16 protein-coding genes are annotated in these 16,279 nt (G+C 66.9%); 12 read left to right on the plus strand and 4 right to left on the minus strand.

The genetic code is table 11. The features are described from left to right. Window positions 1–135: 135 nt before the first annotated feature. The 6 genes from hemC to FJ418_RS12155 all read left to right on the plus strand — a co-directional run bounded on the left by hemC (window position 136) and on the right by FJ418_RS12155 (window position 6,174). Entirely contained in the window at window positions 136–1,059 is a 924-nt protein-coding gene (hemC, locus tag FJ418_RS12130; RefSeq protein WP_140865700.1) for a hydroxymethylbilane synthase, read from the plus strand. Between the two features lies 1 nt (window position 1,060). Next, a complete protein-coding gene (locus FJ418_RS12135; RefSeq protein WP_140865702.1) occupies window positions 1,061–1,774 on the plus strand; it encodes a uroporphyrinogen-III synthase in 714 nt (237 codons plus the stop codon). 106 nt (window positions 1,775–1,880) lie between these two features. After that, window positions 1,881–3,347 (plus strand): COG4223 family protein, encoded by a 1,467-nt coding sequence (locus FJ418_RS12140; RefSeq protein ID WP_140865704.1) that lies wholly within the window; start codon window positions 1,881–1,883, stop codon window positions 3,345–3,347. 10 nt (window positions 3,348–3,357) lie between these two features. Further along, complete coding sequence (locus FJ418_RS12145) at window positions 3,358–4,926, plus strand: heme biosynthesis protein HemY (protein WP_140865706.1); 1,569 nt, start codon at window positions 3,358–3,360, stop codon at window positions 4,924–4,926. Window positions 4,927–4,959: 33 nt separating this feature from the next. Further along, entirely contained in the window at window positions 4,960–5,439 is a 480-nt protein-coding gene (locus tag FJ418_RS12150; RefSeq protein WP_140857881.1) for a TerB family tellurite resistance protein, read from the plus strand. Between the two features lie 18 nt (window positions 5,440–5,457). After that, window positions 5,458–6,174 carry a glutamine amidotransferase gene (locus FJ418_RS12155; protein WP_140865708.1) on the plus strand — a complete coding sequence of 239 codons (717 nt, stop codon included), beginning with the start codon at window positions 5,458–5,460 and terminating at the stop codon, window positions 6,172–6,174. A 68-nt stretch (window positions 6,175–6,242) separates the two neighbouring features. Here the strand turns inward: FJ418_RS12155 and FJ418_RS12160 are convergent, their stop codons facing one another. Together FJ418_RS12160 and FJ418_RS12165 are read right to left on the minus strand one after the other, a co-directional pair. Further along, window positions 6,243–7,241, minus strand: coding sequence for a membrane dipeptidase (locus tag FJ418_RS12160; RefSeq protein ID WP_140865710.1), 999 nt, complete (start codon window positions 7,239–7,241; stop codon window positions 6,243–6,245). Next, on the minus strand, window positions 7,238–8,686 hold the full coding sequence (locus FJ418_RS12165) for an aldehyde dehydrogenase family protein (RefSeq protein WP_140865712.1): 1,449 nt from the start codon (window positions 8,684–8,686) through the stop codon (window positions 7,238–7,240). The genes FJ418_RS12160 and FJ418_RS12165 overlap by 4 nt, the downstream gene beginning before the upstream one ends. Window positions 8,687–8,786: 100 nt before the next feature. On the opposite strand from FJ418_RS12165, the gene FJ418_RS12170 reads away from it, so the two are divergent. Genes FJ418_RS12170 through FJ418_RS12190 form a run of 5 tightly spaced genes read left to right on the plus strand, consistent with a single transcriptional unit; the run spans window position 8,787 to window position 14,064 of the window. After that, window positions 8,787–9,695 (plus strand): LysR family transcriptional regulator, encoded by a 909-nt coding sequence (locus tag FJ418_RS12170; protein ID WP_140785489.1) that lies wholly within the window; start codon window positions 8,787–8,789, stop codon window positions 9,693–9,695. Between the two features lie 15 nt (window positions 9,696–9,710). Further along, window positions 9,711–10,715, plus strand: coding sequence for an Ldh family oxidoreductase (locus FJ418_RS12175; RefSeq protein ID WP_140865714.1), 1,005 nt, complete (start codon window positions 9,711–9,713; stop codon window positions 10,713–10,715). Further along, complete coding sequence (locus tag FJ418_RS12180) at window positions 10,712–12,367, plus strand: hypothetical protein (RefSeq protein ID WP_140865716.1); 1,656 nt, start codon at window positions 10,712–10,714, stop codon at window positions 12,365–12,367. The genes FJ418_RS12175 and FJ418_RS12180 overlap by 4 nt, the downstream gene beginning before the upstream one ends. Continuing rightward, window positions 12,364–12,945: a DUF3726 domain-containing protein gene (locus FJ418_RS12185; protein WP_181166911.1), complete on the plus strand. Its 582-nt coding sequence runs from the start codon at window positions 12,364–12,366 to the stop codon at window positions 12,943–12,945. Before FJ418_RS12180 ends, FJ418_RS12185 begins: the two co-directional genes overlap by 4 nt. Window positions 12,946–12,957: 12 nt before the next feature. Then, the gene (locus tag FJ418_RS12190; protein WP_140865720.1) at window positions 12,958–14,064 is read left to right on the plus strand and encodes an SAM-dependent methyltransferase; all 1,107 of its coding nucleotides are present in this window, start codon (window positions 12,958–12,960) and stop codon (window positions 14,062–14,064) included. Window positions 14,065–14,185: 121 nt separating this feature from the next. On the opposite strand, the gene FJ418_RS12195 is transcribed toward FJ418_RS12190, so the two are convergent. Further along, complete coding sequence (locus FJ418_RS12195) at window positions 14,186–14,452, minus strand: hypothetical protein (RefSeq protein ID WP_140646087.1); 267 nt, start codon at window positions 14,450–14,452, stop codon at window positions 14,186–14,188. Between the two features lie 134 nt (window positions 14,453–14,586). Here FJ418_RS12195 and FJ418_RS12200 point away from each other — a divergent pair, with 134 nt between their 5' ends. Beyond that, window positions 14,587–14,817, plus strand: a complete 231-nt coding sequence (locus FJ418_RS12200) for a hypothetical protein (RefSeq protein ID WP_140865722.1) — start codon at window positions 14,587–14,589, stop codon at window positions 14,815–14,817. Window positions 14,818–14,893: 76 nt separating this feature from the next. Here FJ418_RS12200 and FJ418_RS12205 read toward each other — a convergent pair whose 3' ends face one another. Then, on the minus strand, window positions 14,894–16,132 hold the full coding sequence (locus FJ418_RS12205) for an MFS transporter (protein WP_140707075.1): 1,239 nt from the start codon (window positions 16,130–16,132) through the stop codon (window positions 14,894–14,896). Window positions 16,133–16,279: the final 147 nt, after the last annotated feature.

The raw sequence follows: 16,279 nt of genomic DNA on the forward strand, positions 1-16,279 counted from the left end.
TTCTGCGCTTCCGGTGCTCACGTACCCAAAAGTACGCTCCGCTCCGGTTCTCGAAACCCACCATTTTCGGCTCGGCCTGACCTTGAATCTCGGCAGACCTCGAGTTCACTCGGGGGTTATCACGGACCGCGCGCCATGCAAACTTTGAAAATCGGAACACGCGGCAGCCCGCTGGCGCTCGCCCAGGCGCATGAGACGCGGGCGCGGCTGATGCAGTCGCATGGGCTGCCCGAGCAGGCATTCGAAGTGATGCCGATCTCGACCAGCGGCGACCGCATCCAAGACCGGCCGCTGTCGGAAGCCGGCGGCAAGGGCTTGTTCACCAAGGAAATCGAGGAAGCGCTGCTCGACGGCCGCATCGACATCGCCGTGCATTCGTCGAAGGACATGCCGACGGTGCTGCCCGACGGATTGGAGCTTACCACGTTCCTGCCGCGCGAGGACGCCCGCGACGCCTTCATCGGCAAGAAGGTGAAACGGATCGCCGACCTGCCGCATGGCGCGATCGTCGGATCGTCGTCGCTTCGCCGCCAGGCGCTGCTTCGCCGCATGCGGCCGGATTTCGAGGTGGTGATGTTCCGCGGCAATGTGCAGACGCGGCTGCGCAAGCTGCACGAAGGCGTCGCCGAGGGCACCATCCTCGCCTATGCCGGGCTGAAGCGGCTCGGGCTCGAACATGTCGTCACCGACCTGATGCCGCTGGAGGCTTTCCCGCCGGCGCCGGGGCAAGGCGCGATCGGCATCGAAACGCGCATCGGCGACCGCGACGTCGAGAAGATGCTGGCGGCGATCCATCACGTGCCGACCGGCCAGGCGCTGGCCTGCGAGCGCGCCTTCCTCGCCGCGCTCGACGGCTCGTGCCGCACGCCGATCGCCGGCCACGCGACGGTCTTGGGCGAGAAACTGTCCTTCGCCGGACTGATCATCTCGCCCGACGGGACGGAATCGCATGAGGTCCGGCTGGAAGGCGAGGCTGCGGACGCGGCGGAGATCGGCCTCGACGCCGCGCGGACGGTTCGCGCCAGGGCCGGCGCTAAATTCTTCGACGGCTGGGCCTGACATGGTCCGCGTCCTGGTGACGAGGCCGGAGCCTGGCGCGTCGCGCACGGCACGACGCCTCGAAACCTTGGGATTCCGGCCGATCCTGCTGCCATTGACCGAGACGAGGACATTGCCGGCCGAGGCGACCATCGGCGCCGAGAGCGTCGCGGTCGCCGTCACCAGCGCCAATGCGGTGCGGCATGCGCCCGGGGCGCTGATCGCGGCGCTTGCGAGCCTGCCTTGCCACGCGGTTGGCAAAAGGACGGCCGAAGCCTGCCGCGCAGCGGCGTTCCTCTCCGTCGCGGAAGGTCCGGGTGACGCCGAAGCGCTGGCCGACGCCATCGCCGGCGGCCTTGCCGGCAAGGCAATCGTCTATCTGTGCGGCCGCGTCCGCTTCCCGGTATTCGAGCAGCGGCTGGCGGCGGCGAGCGTGCATGTCCAGGCGATCGAGACCTACGACACGACAGGGATCGACTATGGCGATGCCGACGTGGTCGCTCGCCTGTCGCGCCATCCGGTCGAGGCGGCGCTGCTCTATTCGGCCAAGGCCAGTGCCGCGCTGGTCGACCTGGCAACGCGGCCAGCCCTGCAGCATCTCTTTGGAAAAACAGAATTTTTAGCGCTTTCGGCGCGTGTCGCCGAGCCGCTGCAGGGGATCGTCCGTCAACCGATCCGCATCGCATCCAAGCCCGAGGAAGATGCGCTGCTGGCGCTTTTGTCGCTGCCCTGCTGAGCCGCGTCATCACACCGCCCCCTTTTCACCGCTTGGTGATGTGCTAGAGCATCCTGACGCTCTGGACCCATTGATCCATCCTCAAGCCATTTTGCGGAGCCCAAGCATGGTCAAGACGCCGAAGATGCGACATTCGAAGACCCGGCGCGAGCCGGTGACCATCGAACTCGAGCCCGGCGCCGTCTCGCGAATCACCGACGAGGATGCCGCCAAGGCCGAGGCCGCGCAGACCGACGAGGCGAAGGCGCAAGAGGCCGCCGCTGCTTCGCAGCCGGAGGCGCCGGAGGCGCTGGAAGAGCCGATCCATGCCGAGCAGGCCGATATCGAGCCGTGGGAGCATAGCGACGCCGCGCAGGCGGCGGCCGACAGGCCCGAGGCCGGCAAGGACGAGCCGGAGGCGCCGTACCCCGGCGGTTCCGATGCGCCGAAGAGTCAGTCCAAGGGCTTCGAGTATAATTTTGAGGACGCCTCCGCGCCCGGCGCCGGCGCCTCCACAGCGAAGCCAAGCGAGACACGGAGCGAGGATCGCGTGCCGCAGCCTTCGCGCAAGACCGGCGTCAACGCCATCGCCGCGGGCGTCATCGGCGGCGTGATCGCGCTTGCCGGCGCCGGCCTGCTGCAGGCGGTCGGCATGCTTGGCGCGCCAGGCTCGGGCGGCGGATCCCTCGATGGCGTCAATGGCGAGATCGCTTCGCTGAAGAGCGAGATCGCGGCGCTGAAGGAAAGCGGCGACACGGGTGCGTCGGCCAAGGTCGACGGCCTTTCATCGGCGCTCGACCAGGTCAAGGCCGATGTAGCGGCGCTGAAATCCTCGGCCGGACAGAGCGGCGACGGCGCCGCGCTCAAGGCGCTCGGCGACAAGGTCGGCCAGATCGAGACGGCTGTCGCCGGCCTGCAGAAGAACGGCAGCGTGGCGCCCGTCGATCTCGGGGCGCTCAACGAGAAGATCGCCGGGCTCGACGCGCTGGTGAAATCGACCGGCGACGCGGCCAAGGCCGAGGACGGCCGGGTCACGGCGCTGGAACAGTCCGTGTCGCAGCTTTCCGGCAAGGTCGAGGCGCAGGCCTCGCAGCCCAAGATCGCGCTGGCGATCGCGGCCTCGGCGCTGAAGTCGGCGCTCGATCGCGGCGCGCCCTTCGCGACCGAGCTCGACACCTTCGCGGCGATCGCGCCGGACGCGCCCGAGCTCGCGGCGCTGCGCTCCTATGCCGAAAAGGGCGTGCCGACCCGCGCCACGATCGCTTCGGAGGCCGATGCGGCCGCCAATGCCATGGTCGAGGCGGCGACACCGGTCGACCAGAATGCCGGCTTCTTCCAGAGCCTGGTGTCGAGCGCGGAATCGCTGGTCAAGGTACGGCCGGTGGGGACTATCGAAGGCAAGGGCGTGCCGGAAACCGTCGCCCGCATGGAAGTGGCGGTCAACCAGGGCGACTACGCCAAGGCGCTCGGCGAATACGATACACTGCCCGACGCGGCAAAGGCGGCCGGCGCCGATTTTGCCGGCAAACTGAAGGCGCGGCTGGACGTCGAAAAGCAGCTCGAAGCGCTGATTGCCGGCGCGACGAAGACGTGAGGACGACAAGATGATCCGCCTCCTCGTCTTCCTCGCCGTCGTCTTCGCGCTGGGACTGGGCTTCGCTTGGCTGGCCGACCGCCCGGGCGACATGATCGTTACCTTCAACGGCTACCAGTACCAGATCACGCTGATGGTGGCGGCGGTGGCGATCGTCGCCGTGGTCGCCGCGGTGATGATCGTCTGGTGGCTGATCAAGTCGCTGTGGAACAGCCCCTACACGATCTCGCGCTATTTCCGGGTGCGCCGCCGCGACCGCGGCTACCAGGCGCTGTCGACGGGCATGATCGCCGCCGGCGCCGGCGACGGCGCGCTGGCGCGCAAGAAGACCAAGGAGGCGGTGAAGCTGATCAACTCGGATCAGGAGCCGCTGATCAATCTGCTCGACGCCCAGGCCTCGCTGCTCGAAGGCGACCATAAAGGCGCGCGGGAAAAGTTCGAGCGCATGCTCGACGATCCCGAGATGCGGCTGCTCGGCCTGCGCGGGCTCTATCTCGAGGCCGAGCGCCTCGGCGACCGCAATGCCGCGCGCCACTATGCTGGCCGTGCGGCGGCGGTTGCGCCGCAGCTTGCCTGGGCGGCGGAATCGACGCTCGAGGAGCTGACCGAACGCGGCGACTGGGACGGCGCGCTGAAGCTGGTCGAGGCGCAGAAATCGACAAGGCAGATCGAGCGCGACGCGGCCAACCACCGCCGCGCCGTGCTGCTCACCGCCAAGGCGCAGGCGCTGGTCGACAGCGACCCGAACGCGGCCCGCACCGCGGCGCTCGAAGCCAACAAGCTGGCGCCGGATTTCGCGCCGGCGGCAGTGATCGCCGCCGATCTGGTTATCCGGCAAAACGACGTGCGCAAGGGCTCCAAGATACTGGAGGCCGCGTGGAAGGCTGAGCCGCATCCGGATATCGCCGAGCTCTACACCCATGCCAGGCCGGGCGATGCCGTGCTCGACCGCCTCAACCGGGCGAAGAAACTGCAGGAATTGAAGAAGAATCACGCCGAGTCGTCCATGACCGTGGCGCGGGCGGCGCTCGACGCGCAGGATTTCGCCACCGCGCGGCGCGAGGCGGAGGCCGCGATCCGCATGGATCGCCGCGAGGGCGCCTATCTGCTGCTCGCCGATATCGAGGAAGCCGAGACCGGCGACCAGGGCAAGGTGCGGCAGCTGCTGTCGAAGGCTGTGCGCGCCCCGCGCGATCCGGCCTGGGTGGCGGACGGCGTCATCTCCGAGCGCTGGGCGCCGGTGTCGCCGGTCACCGGCAAGCTCGACGCCTTCACCTGGCGCGCGCCGATGGAACGGCTTGGCCAGCTGATCGACAGCGAGACGGACGTTGCGGTGCCGGCGATCACCGCCGCGCAGCCCGCCGCACCCGCTGAAAAGGCGATCGATATTGTTGCCGACGCGCCCGCCGAGAAGCCGGTGCCGGCGAATGGCGGCGAGAGGGACGCGGCCGTTGCGGAAGCCGTCAGCGAAGCTGAAACCACCGGACGGGGTTCGGAGTTACCGCCTTTGCCGGACGATCCGGGTGTCGCGCCGGAAGAAGAAGCGGAAAAATCGCCGCGCCGGTTTCGTTTGTTCTGAGGTCGGGTTTTGGCGGGCAGGGAAAAGGTGTCGATGTTCGAGCGTGTGTTGTCCTTCTTGAGAGATTTGCCGGCTGCCGGCCATGCCAGGCCGAGCGCCGACGATCCGCGCGTCGCGGCCTCGGCGCTGCTCTACCATGTGATGAACGCCGACGGCGTGCGCCAGGACGTCGAATGGGAGCGGTTCAAGGAGATCCTGGCCGAGACCTATTCGGTGAGCGGCGAGGAGCTCGACGCGCTGGCCGCGGCCGGCGAGCGCGCCGACAATGAGGCGATCGACCTCTACGCCTTCACCAGCGTGCTCAAGCGCGATCTCGACGCCGAGGCGCGCAAGGCCTTCATCGGCCTGATGTGGGAAATCGTCTATGCCGACGGCGAGCTGCACGAGCTCGAGGACAACACGGTCTGGCGGGTCGCCGAGCTGATCGGCGTCGAGCGCCATGACCGCATCGAGGCGCGCCAAAAAGCGGCGGCCGAGGCGCCCGGCGCGCGGGGCAAGTCGAGCGACGAATAACAGGACCCTTCGCCTTCCATGCCATCAAGACCGAGGCCGAGACCAAAAATCCTGATCGTGCTGCATCAGGAGAATTCGAGCCCCGGCCGCGTCGGCCACATGCTCCTGGAAGAAGGCTTCGACCTCGACATCCGCAGGCCGCCGCTCGGCGACGGGCTGCCCTGCACACTGGATGACCATGCCGGGGCCGTGGTGTTCGGCGGGCCGATGAGCGCCAATGACGAGGACGAGTTCGTCCGCCGCGAGACCGATTGGCTGGAAATCCCGCTGAAGGAGAACCGGCCGTTCCTCGGCATCTGCCTCGGCGCGCAGATGCTCGCCAACCATCTCGGCGGCAAGGTCGAAGGCCATGGCGAGGGCCTGGTCGAGATCGGCTGGTATCCGCTGAAGGCGACCGACGCCGGCAAGAAACTGCTGCACTGGCCGGAGATGGTCTACCAGTTCCACCGCGAGGGCTTTTCGCTGCCCAGGGAAGCGACGCTGCTGGCGACAGCGGAGACCTATCCCAACCAGGCTTTCCGCTATGGCGAGAATGCCTGGGGCATCCAGTTCCATGGCGAGCTGACCCGGGTGATGATGCAGCGCTGGGTGGTGCGCGGCGCCCATCGCTTCGAGCTGCCCGGCGCGCAGCCCGGCCGCGACCATCTCGGCGGCAGGCTGATCTGGGACATGCACCTCAAGCGCTGGCTGAGCGAGTTTTTGGCGCTGATTTTTGGTAGGCCGGCCGCGGGGTAGAGCAAAACCGATTGCCCTGAACGGTCGAGCTTGACCCGAAGACGACTTACGCCTGCCGAGGCGCGCGCCTATCTGCTCGTTGCCTGCGAATCCCGAGCGGAAGGCAGGCTGGCCTCGAGGAAGCGGTGCCAGGCGCCGCCGAGAACCAGCGCGGTTTCGGCCTCACCGAATCCGGCCGGGAGAAGACCTTCCGACAGCTTCGCAAAATCGAGGTTCGATCTGAACCAGGATGGCTGACCCGGAAAGCTCGCGGTCGCCTGGATCTCGCGGGTCCAGCGGCCCTCGCGCATCCAGCGCACGACGCTGTCGGGCTGGTCCTGGCAGAGATCCGAGCCGATGCCGAGATGATCCGCCCCCATGATCCCGGCCGCTTCGGCAGCCATCTTTCCGAACTGCTCCAGCGTGGTGTCCGAGCCGTTCGGGAGGTGCAGCGGATAGAGCGAAAGGCCGAGCAGCCCCTCCTTTGCGCGCAATGCCTGCAATACGGCCCTGGAGACATTGCGGTTGCTGTCGCGCAGCCAGCGCGGATTGGCGTGGCTGATGACCACCGGCCGCTCCGAGAGCGCGATCGTTTCCAGCGCGGTCCGCTCGCCCCCATGCGACAGATCGATGATCATGCCGAGCCGGTTCATCTCGGCGATGGCCTCGCGCCCCATCCGCGTCACACCGCTGTCCTCCTTCTCCATCCAGCCGCAGCCGAGCAGCGACTGGTTGTTGTAGGTGAGCTGCATGAAGCGGATGCCGAGATCGAAAAGCATCTCGATCAAGCCGATGTCGTCCTCGATCGGCATCGGGTTCTGCAGGCCAAGCAGGATCGCCGTCCGGTTCGTGGCCCGCGCCCGCTCGATGTCGCCGGCATCGCGCGCCAGAAGGATCAGGTCCTCATTGTCGCGAAGCCAAGTGCGCCAATCGACGAGATGGCGCACTGTCTCGCGAAAACCTTCGTGATAGCCGACCGTGGCATGAACCGCGGTCAGCCCGCCCCGGCGCATCTCCTCGAAAATTTCGCGCGACCAGTTGCAGTATTGCAGCCCGTCGATCAGCACTCGCGGCGCGTCGCTGGTCATTCGGCCACGCCCGCGTGGATGTAGGACGTCTTGACCTGCGTGTAGAACTCGACCGCGGCGCGGCCCTGCTCGCGCGGGCCGTAGCTGGAGGCGCGAACGCCGCCGAACGGCACGTGATAGTCGGTGCCGGCGGTGGCCAGGTTGACCATGACGCAGCCCGAGCGCGAGGCGTGGCGAAATTTCGTCGCGCGCGCCAGCGAGCGCGTGGCGATGCCGGCCGTCAGCCCGTAAGGCGTGTCGTTGGCCAGCAGGATCGCCTCGTCGAGATCGTCGGCGGCAATGACGCAGGTTATCGGCGCGAACATCTCCTCCTGGTTGATGCGCATGCGCGAGCGACCGTTGAGGAAGACGGCAGGCGCCATGTAGTGGCCCCGATGCGCCAGGTCGAGCGCTTCGCCGCCGGTCGCAAGCTCCGCTCCTTCGTTTATGCCAAGCGTCACATAATCGAGATTGGCCGAGAGCTGCTCGGCACTGACGACCGGCCCCATCTGGACGCCGGCCGCAAGCGCATGGCCGACCTTGAGGGCTTTGGTTTTCACCAGCAGCTTGTCGACGAAGGCGTCGTGGATCGGCCGATGGACGATCAGGCGGGACGCCGCCGTGCATTTCTGCCCGGTGCCGCCGAAGGCGCCGCTCACGGCAAGGTCGACGGCACGGTCGAGGTCGGCATCGTCCATGATCACGAACGGGTTCTTCGACCCCATTTCGAGCTGCAGCTTCACGAACCGCGCAGCGGCCAATGCCGCGATGCCGGAACCGACGGCGCCGGAGCCGGTGAAGCTCAACCCTTGTATGTCGGCATTGGCGGCAAGCTCGCGGCCGATCGTCGACCCCGAACCCATCACAAGATTGAACAGGCCTTTCGGGATCGCCTGCCGGCTGATGATCTCGGTCAGCGCCCAGGCGCTGGCCGGCGTGACGCTGGCCGGTTTCCAGACCACGGCATTGCCGAAGGCGAGCGCCGGCGCGATCTTCCAGGACGCGGTGGCGATGGGGAAATTCCAGGGCGATACGATCGCGACGACGCCGAGCGGTTCGCGCTCGGTCAGCACGTCGACGCCGGCCCTGACGGAATCGGCCGAGGAGCCGAGATTGCGCAAGGCTTCAGCCGCGAAATAGGTGAAGAACTGGCCGGCGCGATAGACCTCGCCGACGCCCTCGGGAAGGGTCTTGCCCTCCTCGCGCGAAAGCAGTTCGCCGAGCTCCTTCGAGCGCGCCATCAATTCGCGACCGATGGCGTCCAGAACGGCGGCTCTCGCTTCGAGCCCGGCCGCGGCCCATTCCCGTTGCGCGCCTTGCGCCGCCGCCACGGCGTCGTGGACGTCGGAAGGCCGCGCCTGGGCAAAGCGCCCGACGATGTCGGTCACGTCGGAGGGATTGACGTCCTCGACCCAGTCGGCGCCGTCGCGCCATTCGCCTGCAACGAAGTTCTGACCGTTCAGCATCGTGTTCGACCTGCATCAATTCGGTTGACAACGACCTAACCAATGCTGTGAACTTCAATCAAGCTCAATTTTTGGCACAAATGTTCAGGCAAGCTTAACAGTGACCAAAACCATCAGCCTGACCGGCATGCGCAGCTTCGTCGCGGTCTGCGAGACCGGCGGCGTGCGCGCCGCCGCCGATCAGATCGGCCGTACCCCGTCGGCCGTGTCGATGACCTTGAAGCAACTGGAAGACGATATCGGCGCGCCATTGTTCGAGAGCGAGCGCAAGGGCGCGCTTTCGCCGGTCGGCCGCATCGTGCTCGACGAGGCGCGCGCCATGATCGCGCATTACGACCGCGCCTGCCTGGCAATGACCAGCTATGCGGCGGACCGGCAAGGCCGCTGCGACGTTGCCAGCGTGCCTTCGGTCGCCGTCACCTTGCTGCCGCGCGCGATCGCCCAGCTTCGCGCCGAGGGCAGCCGGTTCGACATCCACGTCCGCGACAGCGATTCCAGCGCCATCGTCGACGCAGTCGAAAACGGCATGGTTGAAGTGGGCCTGTGCGTGCTCGCGACCAGGCGGCCGCAGCTCAGTTTCGAGCCGCTGTTCCACGAGCCGCTCGATTTCGTCTGCCCGAACGATCATCCGCTGGCAAAATCCAAGCGCCCGCTGAAATGGTCGCAACTCGAGGGCGAGAGCTTCATCCGCAATGGCGCGGCCACGGCGCTAGGGCTTGCCGAGACCGAGGCGCTTGCCGCCGGCTCGAAACTCACCGCGACCAATGTGAGCTCCAATTTGGCGATGGTGGAGGCAGGGCTCGGCGTCACCATCCTGCCCCGGCTCTGCCGCTGGAAAAGCAGCCATGACGTGCGCTTCGTTCCCCTTGCCGATCCGCGCTCGAGCCGTACCGTCGGCTGGATCGCCAAGGAAGGCCGGAACCTGCAGCCGGCGTCGCTGCGGTTCATCGAATGCATTCGCCTACAGACGCAGGCGAGCGAAGGAGAGTTCGGCTATGCGGCGGCATGATTGGCGGATGACCGGATGACGCGCCTGACGCAAGCCCGCATCGAGACGCTCGCCCGCACCGCGCTGCTGCGCCATGGCGCAAGCGAGCGGCAGGCCGAGGCGCTCGCCGCAGCCATCGCGGCAGCCGAACGCGATGGCCTGAAGTCGCATGGGCTGATGTACCTGCCGATCTATTGCGAGCATTTGACCTGCGGCAAGGTCCTGGGGCAGGCCGAACCGCGCCTGACGCGTCCGGCTCCGGCGGTCGTCGCCGTCGATGCCGGCAACGGCTTTGCGCACGCGGCAATCGCCACCGGCATGCCGCCGCTGATCGAGGCGGCGCGCTCGCAAGGCGTGGCGGCTCTTGCCATTCGCAACTCCTACAATTGCGGCGCGCTCGGCTATCACACCGAACGTATCGCCCGGGACGGCCTGGTCGGTCTGGGCTTCACCAACGCGCCGGCCTCGATCGCGCCCTGGGGCGGCCGCAAGGCGGCGCTGGGCACCAATCCGTGGTCGCTGGCCGTCCCGGACGGGCACGGCGCCGCGCGCTTCGTCATCGACCAGAGCGCCAGCGTCGTCGCCAAGAGCGAGGTCATCAAGCGGGCCCGCGCCGGCGAGCCGATCCCGCCCGGCTGGGCTTTCGACGCAAGCGGCGAGACGACCACCGACGCCGGCGAAGCGTTGAAGGGCACGATGGCGCCGGCGGGCGGCTACAAGGGCGTCGGCTCCGCGTTGCTGGTGGAGATCTTTGCCGCGTGCCTGACAGGAGCCAATCCGGGGCTGGTCGCCAGCCCCTTCTCCGGCACGGCCGGCGGCCCGCCTGGAACCGGCCAATTCTTCTTGGCGGTCTCGCCCGAAGCGACATCGGCCGGGACATTCGCGGGCAATCTGGAAACCGTCGCCGGCGCTTTCACCGGCGATACCAGGCTTCCGGGCACAAGGCGCTTCGGCGCGCGCGAACAGAACACCAGAGACGGCATCGAGGTAGCGGCGGAAACGCTTGCCACCTTGGAAAAGCTCGCAGGGACCGCCGCATGACGGCGATCGCGCTGCGCCCGCCCGAGATCGTCATGCGCCTGCAGCGGCTGGGCGCCGCGCATCCGACGCGGCTCAGTTTTCTGCGCCAGCTGATCCGCCGCGCCACCAGGGAGAAATGGCAAGTGCGCAAGCACCTGTTCGATCTCGACGACCAGGGATTCGGGCGCGCGGTCTATGCGGTTGAGACGCCGGCAACGACCTACAGCCTGGTCGCGTTCTCGACCCCGCTCGACGACGAGAAGCGGTCCGACCGGGTGATCGCGCAGGCCTGGGACACGAGCTACGTGCTTTACGACGGATTGCCGGACGCCGCCGAAATCGCGCGGCTGGAGGCAAATGCGCCGCTGCAGGAGGCAGGCCGCTACACCAGAAGCGAACTCGTGCTGGCGCGTGCCAACAAGAGCGTGCGGCTGTTCGAGGAAGTCGCCGCGGCACTGGCACAGGGACGACAGCCGCACGAGGAGCAGTTGCTCGGCGTCGGCTATCTGCTGCGCACCACGGCGGTTTACGGCAATGGCAAGTTCGGCATCGCCGATCGCGACGAGATCGCAACACGGCCGGAGCTTGCGGGATCCTTCCAAGCGGAAATGCTCACGGTCTGGCTGATCCGATCCTTCACGCTCGATCTTGTCGACCACATCGCCTATCGCCGCAATCCGGCCGGCGCGGCAAGGCTGGCGCCGGATTTGCGCCGAGCGCTCGGCGTGGGCAATGCGACGGGACTCGGGATGGCGCCGTTTCTCGTGCGCCATCCGTTGTTGACGCATAGCTGGTTCCTGGCCCGCGAAACCGCGCTGGCGCGGGTGCGCGCCGAACCGCAAGCCGGCGCGCCGGAACGAGACGTTTTCTTGAAGGCGCTCGCCGATCTGCGGCAGCGCGTGGCTCGCTGGCACAGCGACGATGCCCGCCAGGCCGCCGCGACCTTGTCGCTGGCCGCCGATCTCGACGCGCTGGCCGAAAACCTCGACCGGCTTCTGGCGCAGCCCCGCCCCTGGGATGCGCTCTATCGCTTCGCCGAAGAGCATTTGTCGCTCGAGGGGCAGGAGGCCTGCTTATCGCTGATCCTCGAGCCGCACGGTGCCCTGATTGACGAACTCGGCGACACGATGCAGGCCGACGAGACGCCCGGCCATGCCATTGACGGCGCCATGAGGTGCGCCTCGCTTCGTCAGGCGCTTGTCGACTCCTATTCCTGGGCGGCCAAGGTCGACTTCGCTGAGCCGTCCGCCAACGCGCGCTTCTGGTATGTCTCGGCGGAGAAGCTCGAGCCCCGGCTCGGCGAACGCTTCGAGGAGGACGGCGCCGATCTCGAACAGCCCTTGGCCACCGCGCGCGACGCTCTCAGCCTGGCGGCCGCGCTGGCGCAGGAGCCACCCACGGCCAGTGTCGCGGACTTCCTGCTGCGCCGGCCCGAATGGCGCCACGCGGTGCGGCGCGCCCAGATTGTCGCCAGGTTTCCCTATGCCGAGATCCACGACAATCTGATCGGCGCCGACTTGCGGCCCATCGACATCTTGCGCGCGAAGCTCGCTTTCTTCGGCGCGCGCAGCTTCGATCCGCGCTCCGACCGCTGGCTGCGGATAGCGCTGTTCAGCGGCGAGCCCCTGATCGAGGACGTCGCCGCCATGGCGCCGGCAGGAGAGGCGGCGTGATCGACCTGTCGCTCAACGAGGTGGAAACGCTGAGCACCAAGGCGGCGCGGGGCGCCGGATTTTCATGGGGACTGGCCGAGGATATCGGCCGCGCGGCACGCCGGATTGCCGTCGAGGACGACAAATGGGGCGTGGTCATGCTGAGCCTTGCCGAAAACGCGCAGTCCTTCGCGGCGCCCGACCCTGCCCGCGCGGCGCGCTGGCGAAAAGGCGAGGCGGACAAGCCGGCCGAAACGCCGCTTTGCCCGATCCGAACCGCGGCTTTGCTGCTCGACGATCCGCTTCCAGCGAGCGCGCTGCCGCTGGCGATCATCGGTGTCGGCCTGCCTGTCTGGCTCGACGCCATGCTGCGCCGCTCGGCCATGCGCATGGCGCGGCCCGTGGGGCCGGTGACGCGCGCCGATGTCGTCATCGAACGTCGCCCCGAAATCGGGCAGCGGCCGGCCGCGGGCCGGCGCGGCGCGATCGACGAGCGGACGCTTGCGGCGCTCAATTCCTTCGCCGCGAGAACCTATGTGCCGGAAAGCGAAGGGTCGCGTGTGCGTGGTGCCGGCGGCGGCCGGGTGGACGACGAATAAGGGGAGAAAAAAATGAGCGCAGCCGACGGCCAGAAGATCGCCATGCGCGGAGCGGGTTATTACTCGGCCAACACCGTGGGCGCCAAATACGTCATCGACAAGGTCGGCGATCTCGTCGTCGAGGCCGTCGCCGGCATGCCCCGGCTGGCCGACGGCCAGCCATTCGCCATCGCCGATTTCGGCGCGGCCGACGGCGGCACCTCGATGGACATGATGCGGCGGCTGGTCGGCGCCGTTCGGGAGAGGGAACCGGACCGGGCGATATCGATCACCTACACCGACCTGCCCCACAATGATTTCTCGACGCTGTTCCGGCTCAGCCAGGGACTGCTTGGCACCTCGACGGAGGTTCCGCTGGCCGAGACGCCCGGGCTCTACATCTTCGGCAGCGGCACCAGCTTCTATCGGCAGATCGTGCCGGACAATTCGCTCTCGTTCGGCTTTTCCGCCACGGCGATGCACTGGATCAGCAAGCGGCCCTGCATGATCGCCGACCATGTCCAGGCTGTCGGCGCGACCGATGCCGAGCGCGCGCAGTTTCGCGCCCAGGGGCTGCGCGACTGGGAGACGATCCTGCTTGCCAGGGCGCGCGAGCTCAGGTCGGGCGGCAGGCTGGCGCTGGCCAATTTCTGCGTCGACGAGGAAGGGCGCTATCTCGGACACACGACCGGGGTCGATATGTTCGACGGCTTCGCGCGCCATTGGCGCGATCTGGCTCGGGCGGGGCGGATCAGCGAGACGGAATATGTCAACGCGACGTTCCAGCAGTTCTACAAGACGCCGGGCGAGTTCGCGGCACCCTTCCGCGATCCCGCTTCGCCGGTGTCGCAGGCCGGACTGAGGCTGGAAAACATCTTCACCATGGTGACGCCGTGCCCCTATGCCGAAGCCTTCCGTGTCCATGGCAATGCGCAGACCTTCGCCAGGGCCTATGTGCCGACGCTCCGCTCCTGGTCGGAAACCGTCTTTGCCAACGCGCTCGACCCGTCGCGTCCCGCGGCCGATCGTTCCGCAATCGTCGACGCTCTTTACGGCGCGTACGAAGCCGATGTCGCGCGCGCCCCCGAAGGCCATCGGATGGACTACGTCCACTGCGTGACGGAGATCGTCAAAGGATAAGTGGTACCTGTGCGCCCCGGCCTTGCGCCTGGTTTCGGTCGTGGGACGTCAAGGAGGCCACGCCGAACTTCGCGCCGCTCGGTATCAGGTGCTTGTGCGAAATCCCCGGGGTTAAAGAATTTCAAGGCACTGGTTCAGCGGTAAGTTCCTGTATTTTCCCGAGGAGATTTTTGACAAGCAGCTGGTAGACGCGCGTGAGTTCGTCCGGTGATAATTCAACTCTGATGTCGTACTTGCCGGAATAGTTCACCTGCAGATCGACGGTTCCGAACAGCGTCGTTGCGCCATCGCGAATGTCGGTCGCCACGGCCATGTTCGCCAATGGCTGATCCAGCAGAATGACGCCTGGTTCTCCGGGATGATTGTGCGTCGTCGTGCGTATTTTCACAACGTAACCCTCCTGTTAGGCCCTGCCCAAAATAGAAGCCATCCCCTCAAAACGCGAGGAACAAAAATGGATGGTATCGGCGCGGCCACGAATCTGTGTTATGCGCCGCCCGATCAATCAAAGGACGACACCCTGTGAACGAACTGACCGTGGCCGAGGCGACCGAAAGCATCTACGCCTCACTCCGAGCGGACAATGCCGACCTCGATACGCATATCGCGGCACTCAAGGCAGCGCTGGCACGAGAGGGGAAAAAACAGGCGGTGTTCGATCCAACCAGGTTGGTGCAGAACAACCGCGCCGGCCGTAAGTTGATGCAGGCCTATTTTCGGCAGCGCGGCGTTAGCGTCAGCTTTTCGGTGTAGAAGCTGCTCCTATCTCATTGAGCGGCGGCGCCTGATTGGCCCGAGCCCGGACCAGCAGCCTAGATCCAGAACGCGGTCAATTCCGGCTGTTGAGGTGCTGTACCTGGCGCAGCGCCGGGAACAGATAGGCCCACAGGCCGGCGACGGCGATGGCGCCGATGCCGCCGATCACCACGGCGGGAACCGTCCCGATCAGCGCCGCCATCGTGCCGGCGCGGAATTCGCCGACCTCGTTGGAGGCGCCGACAAAGACCTGGTTGACGGCGTTGACGCGGCCGCGCACCTCGTCCGGTGTCCAGAGCTGGATCAGCGTCTCGCGGATATAGACGCTGAACATGTCGGTGGCGCCGAGCAGGGCGAGCGCCACGATCGACAGCCAGGTGATGGTCGAGACCCCGAACAGCACGGTGAAGGCGCCGAATAGAGCGACGAAGCCCAGCATGATCTTGCCGGCATGGTCGCGGATCGGATGGCCGGCAAGCCAGACGGCGACGCAGATGGCGCCGATGCCCGGCGCCGAGCGCAGCAGGCCGAGCCCCCAGGGGCCGAGCTCCAATATGTCGCGCGCATAGACCGGCAGCAGCGCCGAGGCGCCCGACAGAAGCACGGCGAAAAGGTCGAGCGAGATCGCGCCGAGCACGATCTTCTCGCCCCAGATATAGCCGAAGCCGGCAAACAGCGTCTGCATCGTCGGCTTGTCGGTGGCCGTCTGCTGGGCGGGCTTGGGAATGGTGAAGATGAGCGCGGCCGCGGCGAGCATCAGCACTGCGGCTGTAGCGTAGGCGACTTCCGCCGAAACGCCGTAGAGCAGGCCGCCGGCGACCGGGCCGACGATGGTCGCCGTCTGCCAGGCCGACGAGTTCCAGGCGATCGCGTTGGCGAAATCCTCCTGCGGCACCAGATTGGCGAACAGCGAGGACGAGGCCGGGCCGTAAAAGGCGCGGGCGATGCCGAACATCACCAGCACGATGAAGATCGGCAGCGGGCTGGTCAGGCCGCGCAATGTCAGAAGCAGCAGGGCCAAGGCGCAGCCGGCCTCGACCAGAGTCGCCAGCGTCATGATCAGGCGGCGGCCGAAGCGGTCGGCGACCACGCCCGTGACCAGGACCAGAAGCAGCGAAGGCAGGAACTGGACGATGCCGACAATGCCGAGGTCGAACGGGTCGCGGGTCAGGTCATAGACCTGCCAGCCGACGGCGACCGACACGATCATGGTGGCGAAGGTCGTGAGGAAGCGCGCCGTCCAATAGCTGAGGAACGGGCGGTGGCGGAAAGCAGCGTAGCGCTGCTCCGGCGATATTTGTTCTGCGGTCATGGAGGTAGGCCCCGTTTCGAAAAACATTGGCCAGCGGGGCACTTCCCGAATGGGCGCTGTTCTGGCCAATGAAACTTAATAAAGTTCGCGGCGCATATGCTTCAAAATCGAGTTTGGATCAAGGGCTTTTGGACTTTTCAGCCGATT

Source organism: Mesorhizobium sp. B2-8-3 (assembly GCF_006440815.1).
GTDB lineage: Bacteria > Pseudomonadota > Alphaproteobacteria > Rhizobiales > Rhizobiaceae > Mesorhizobium.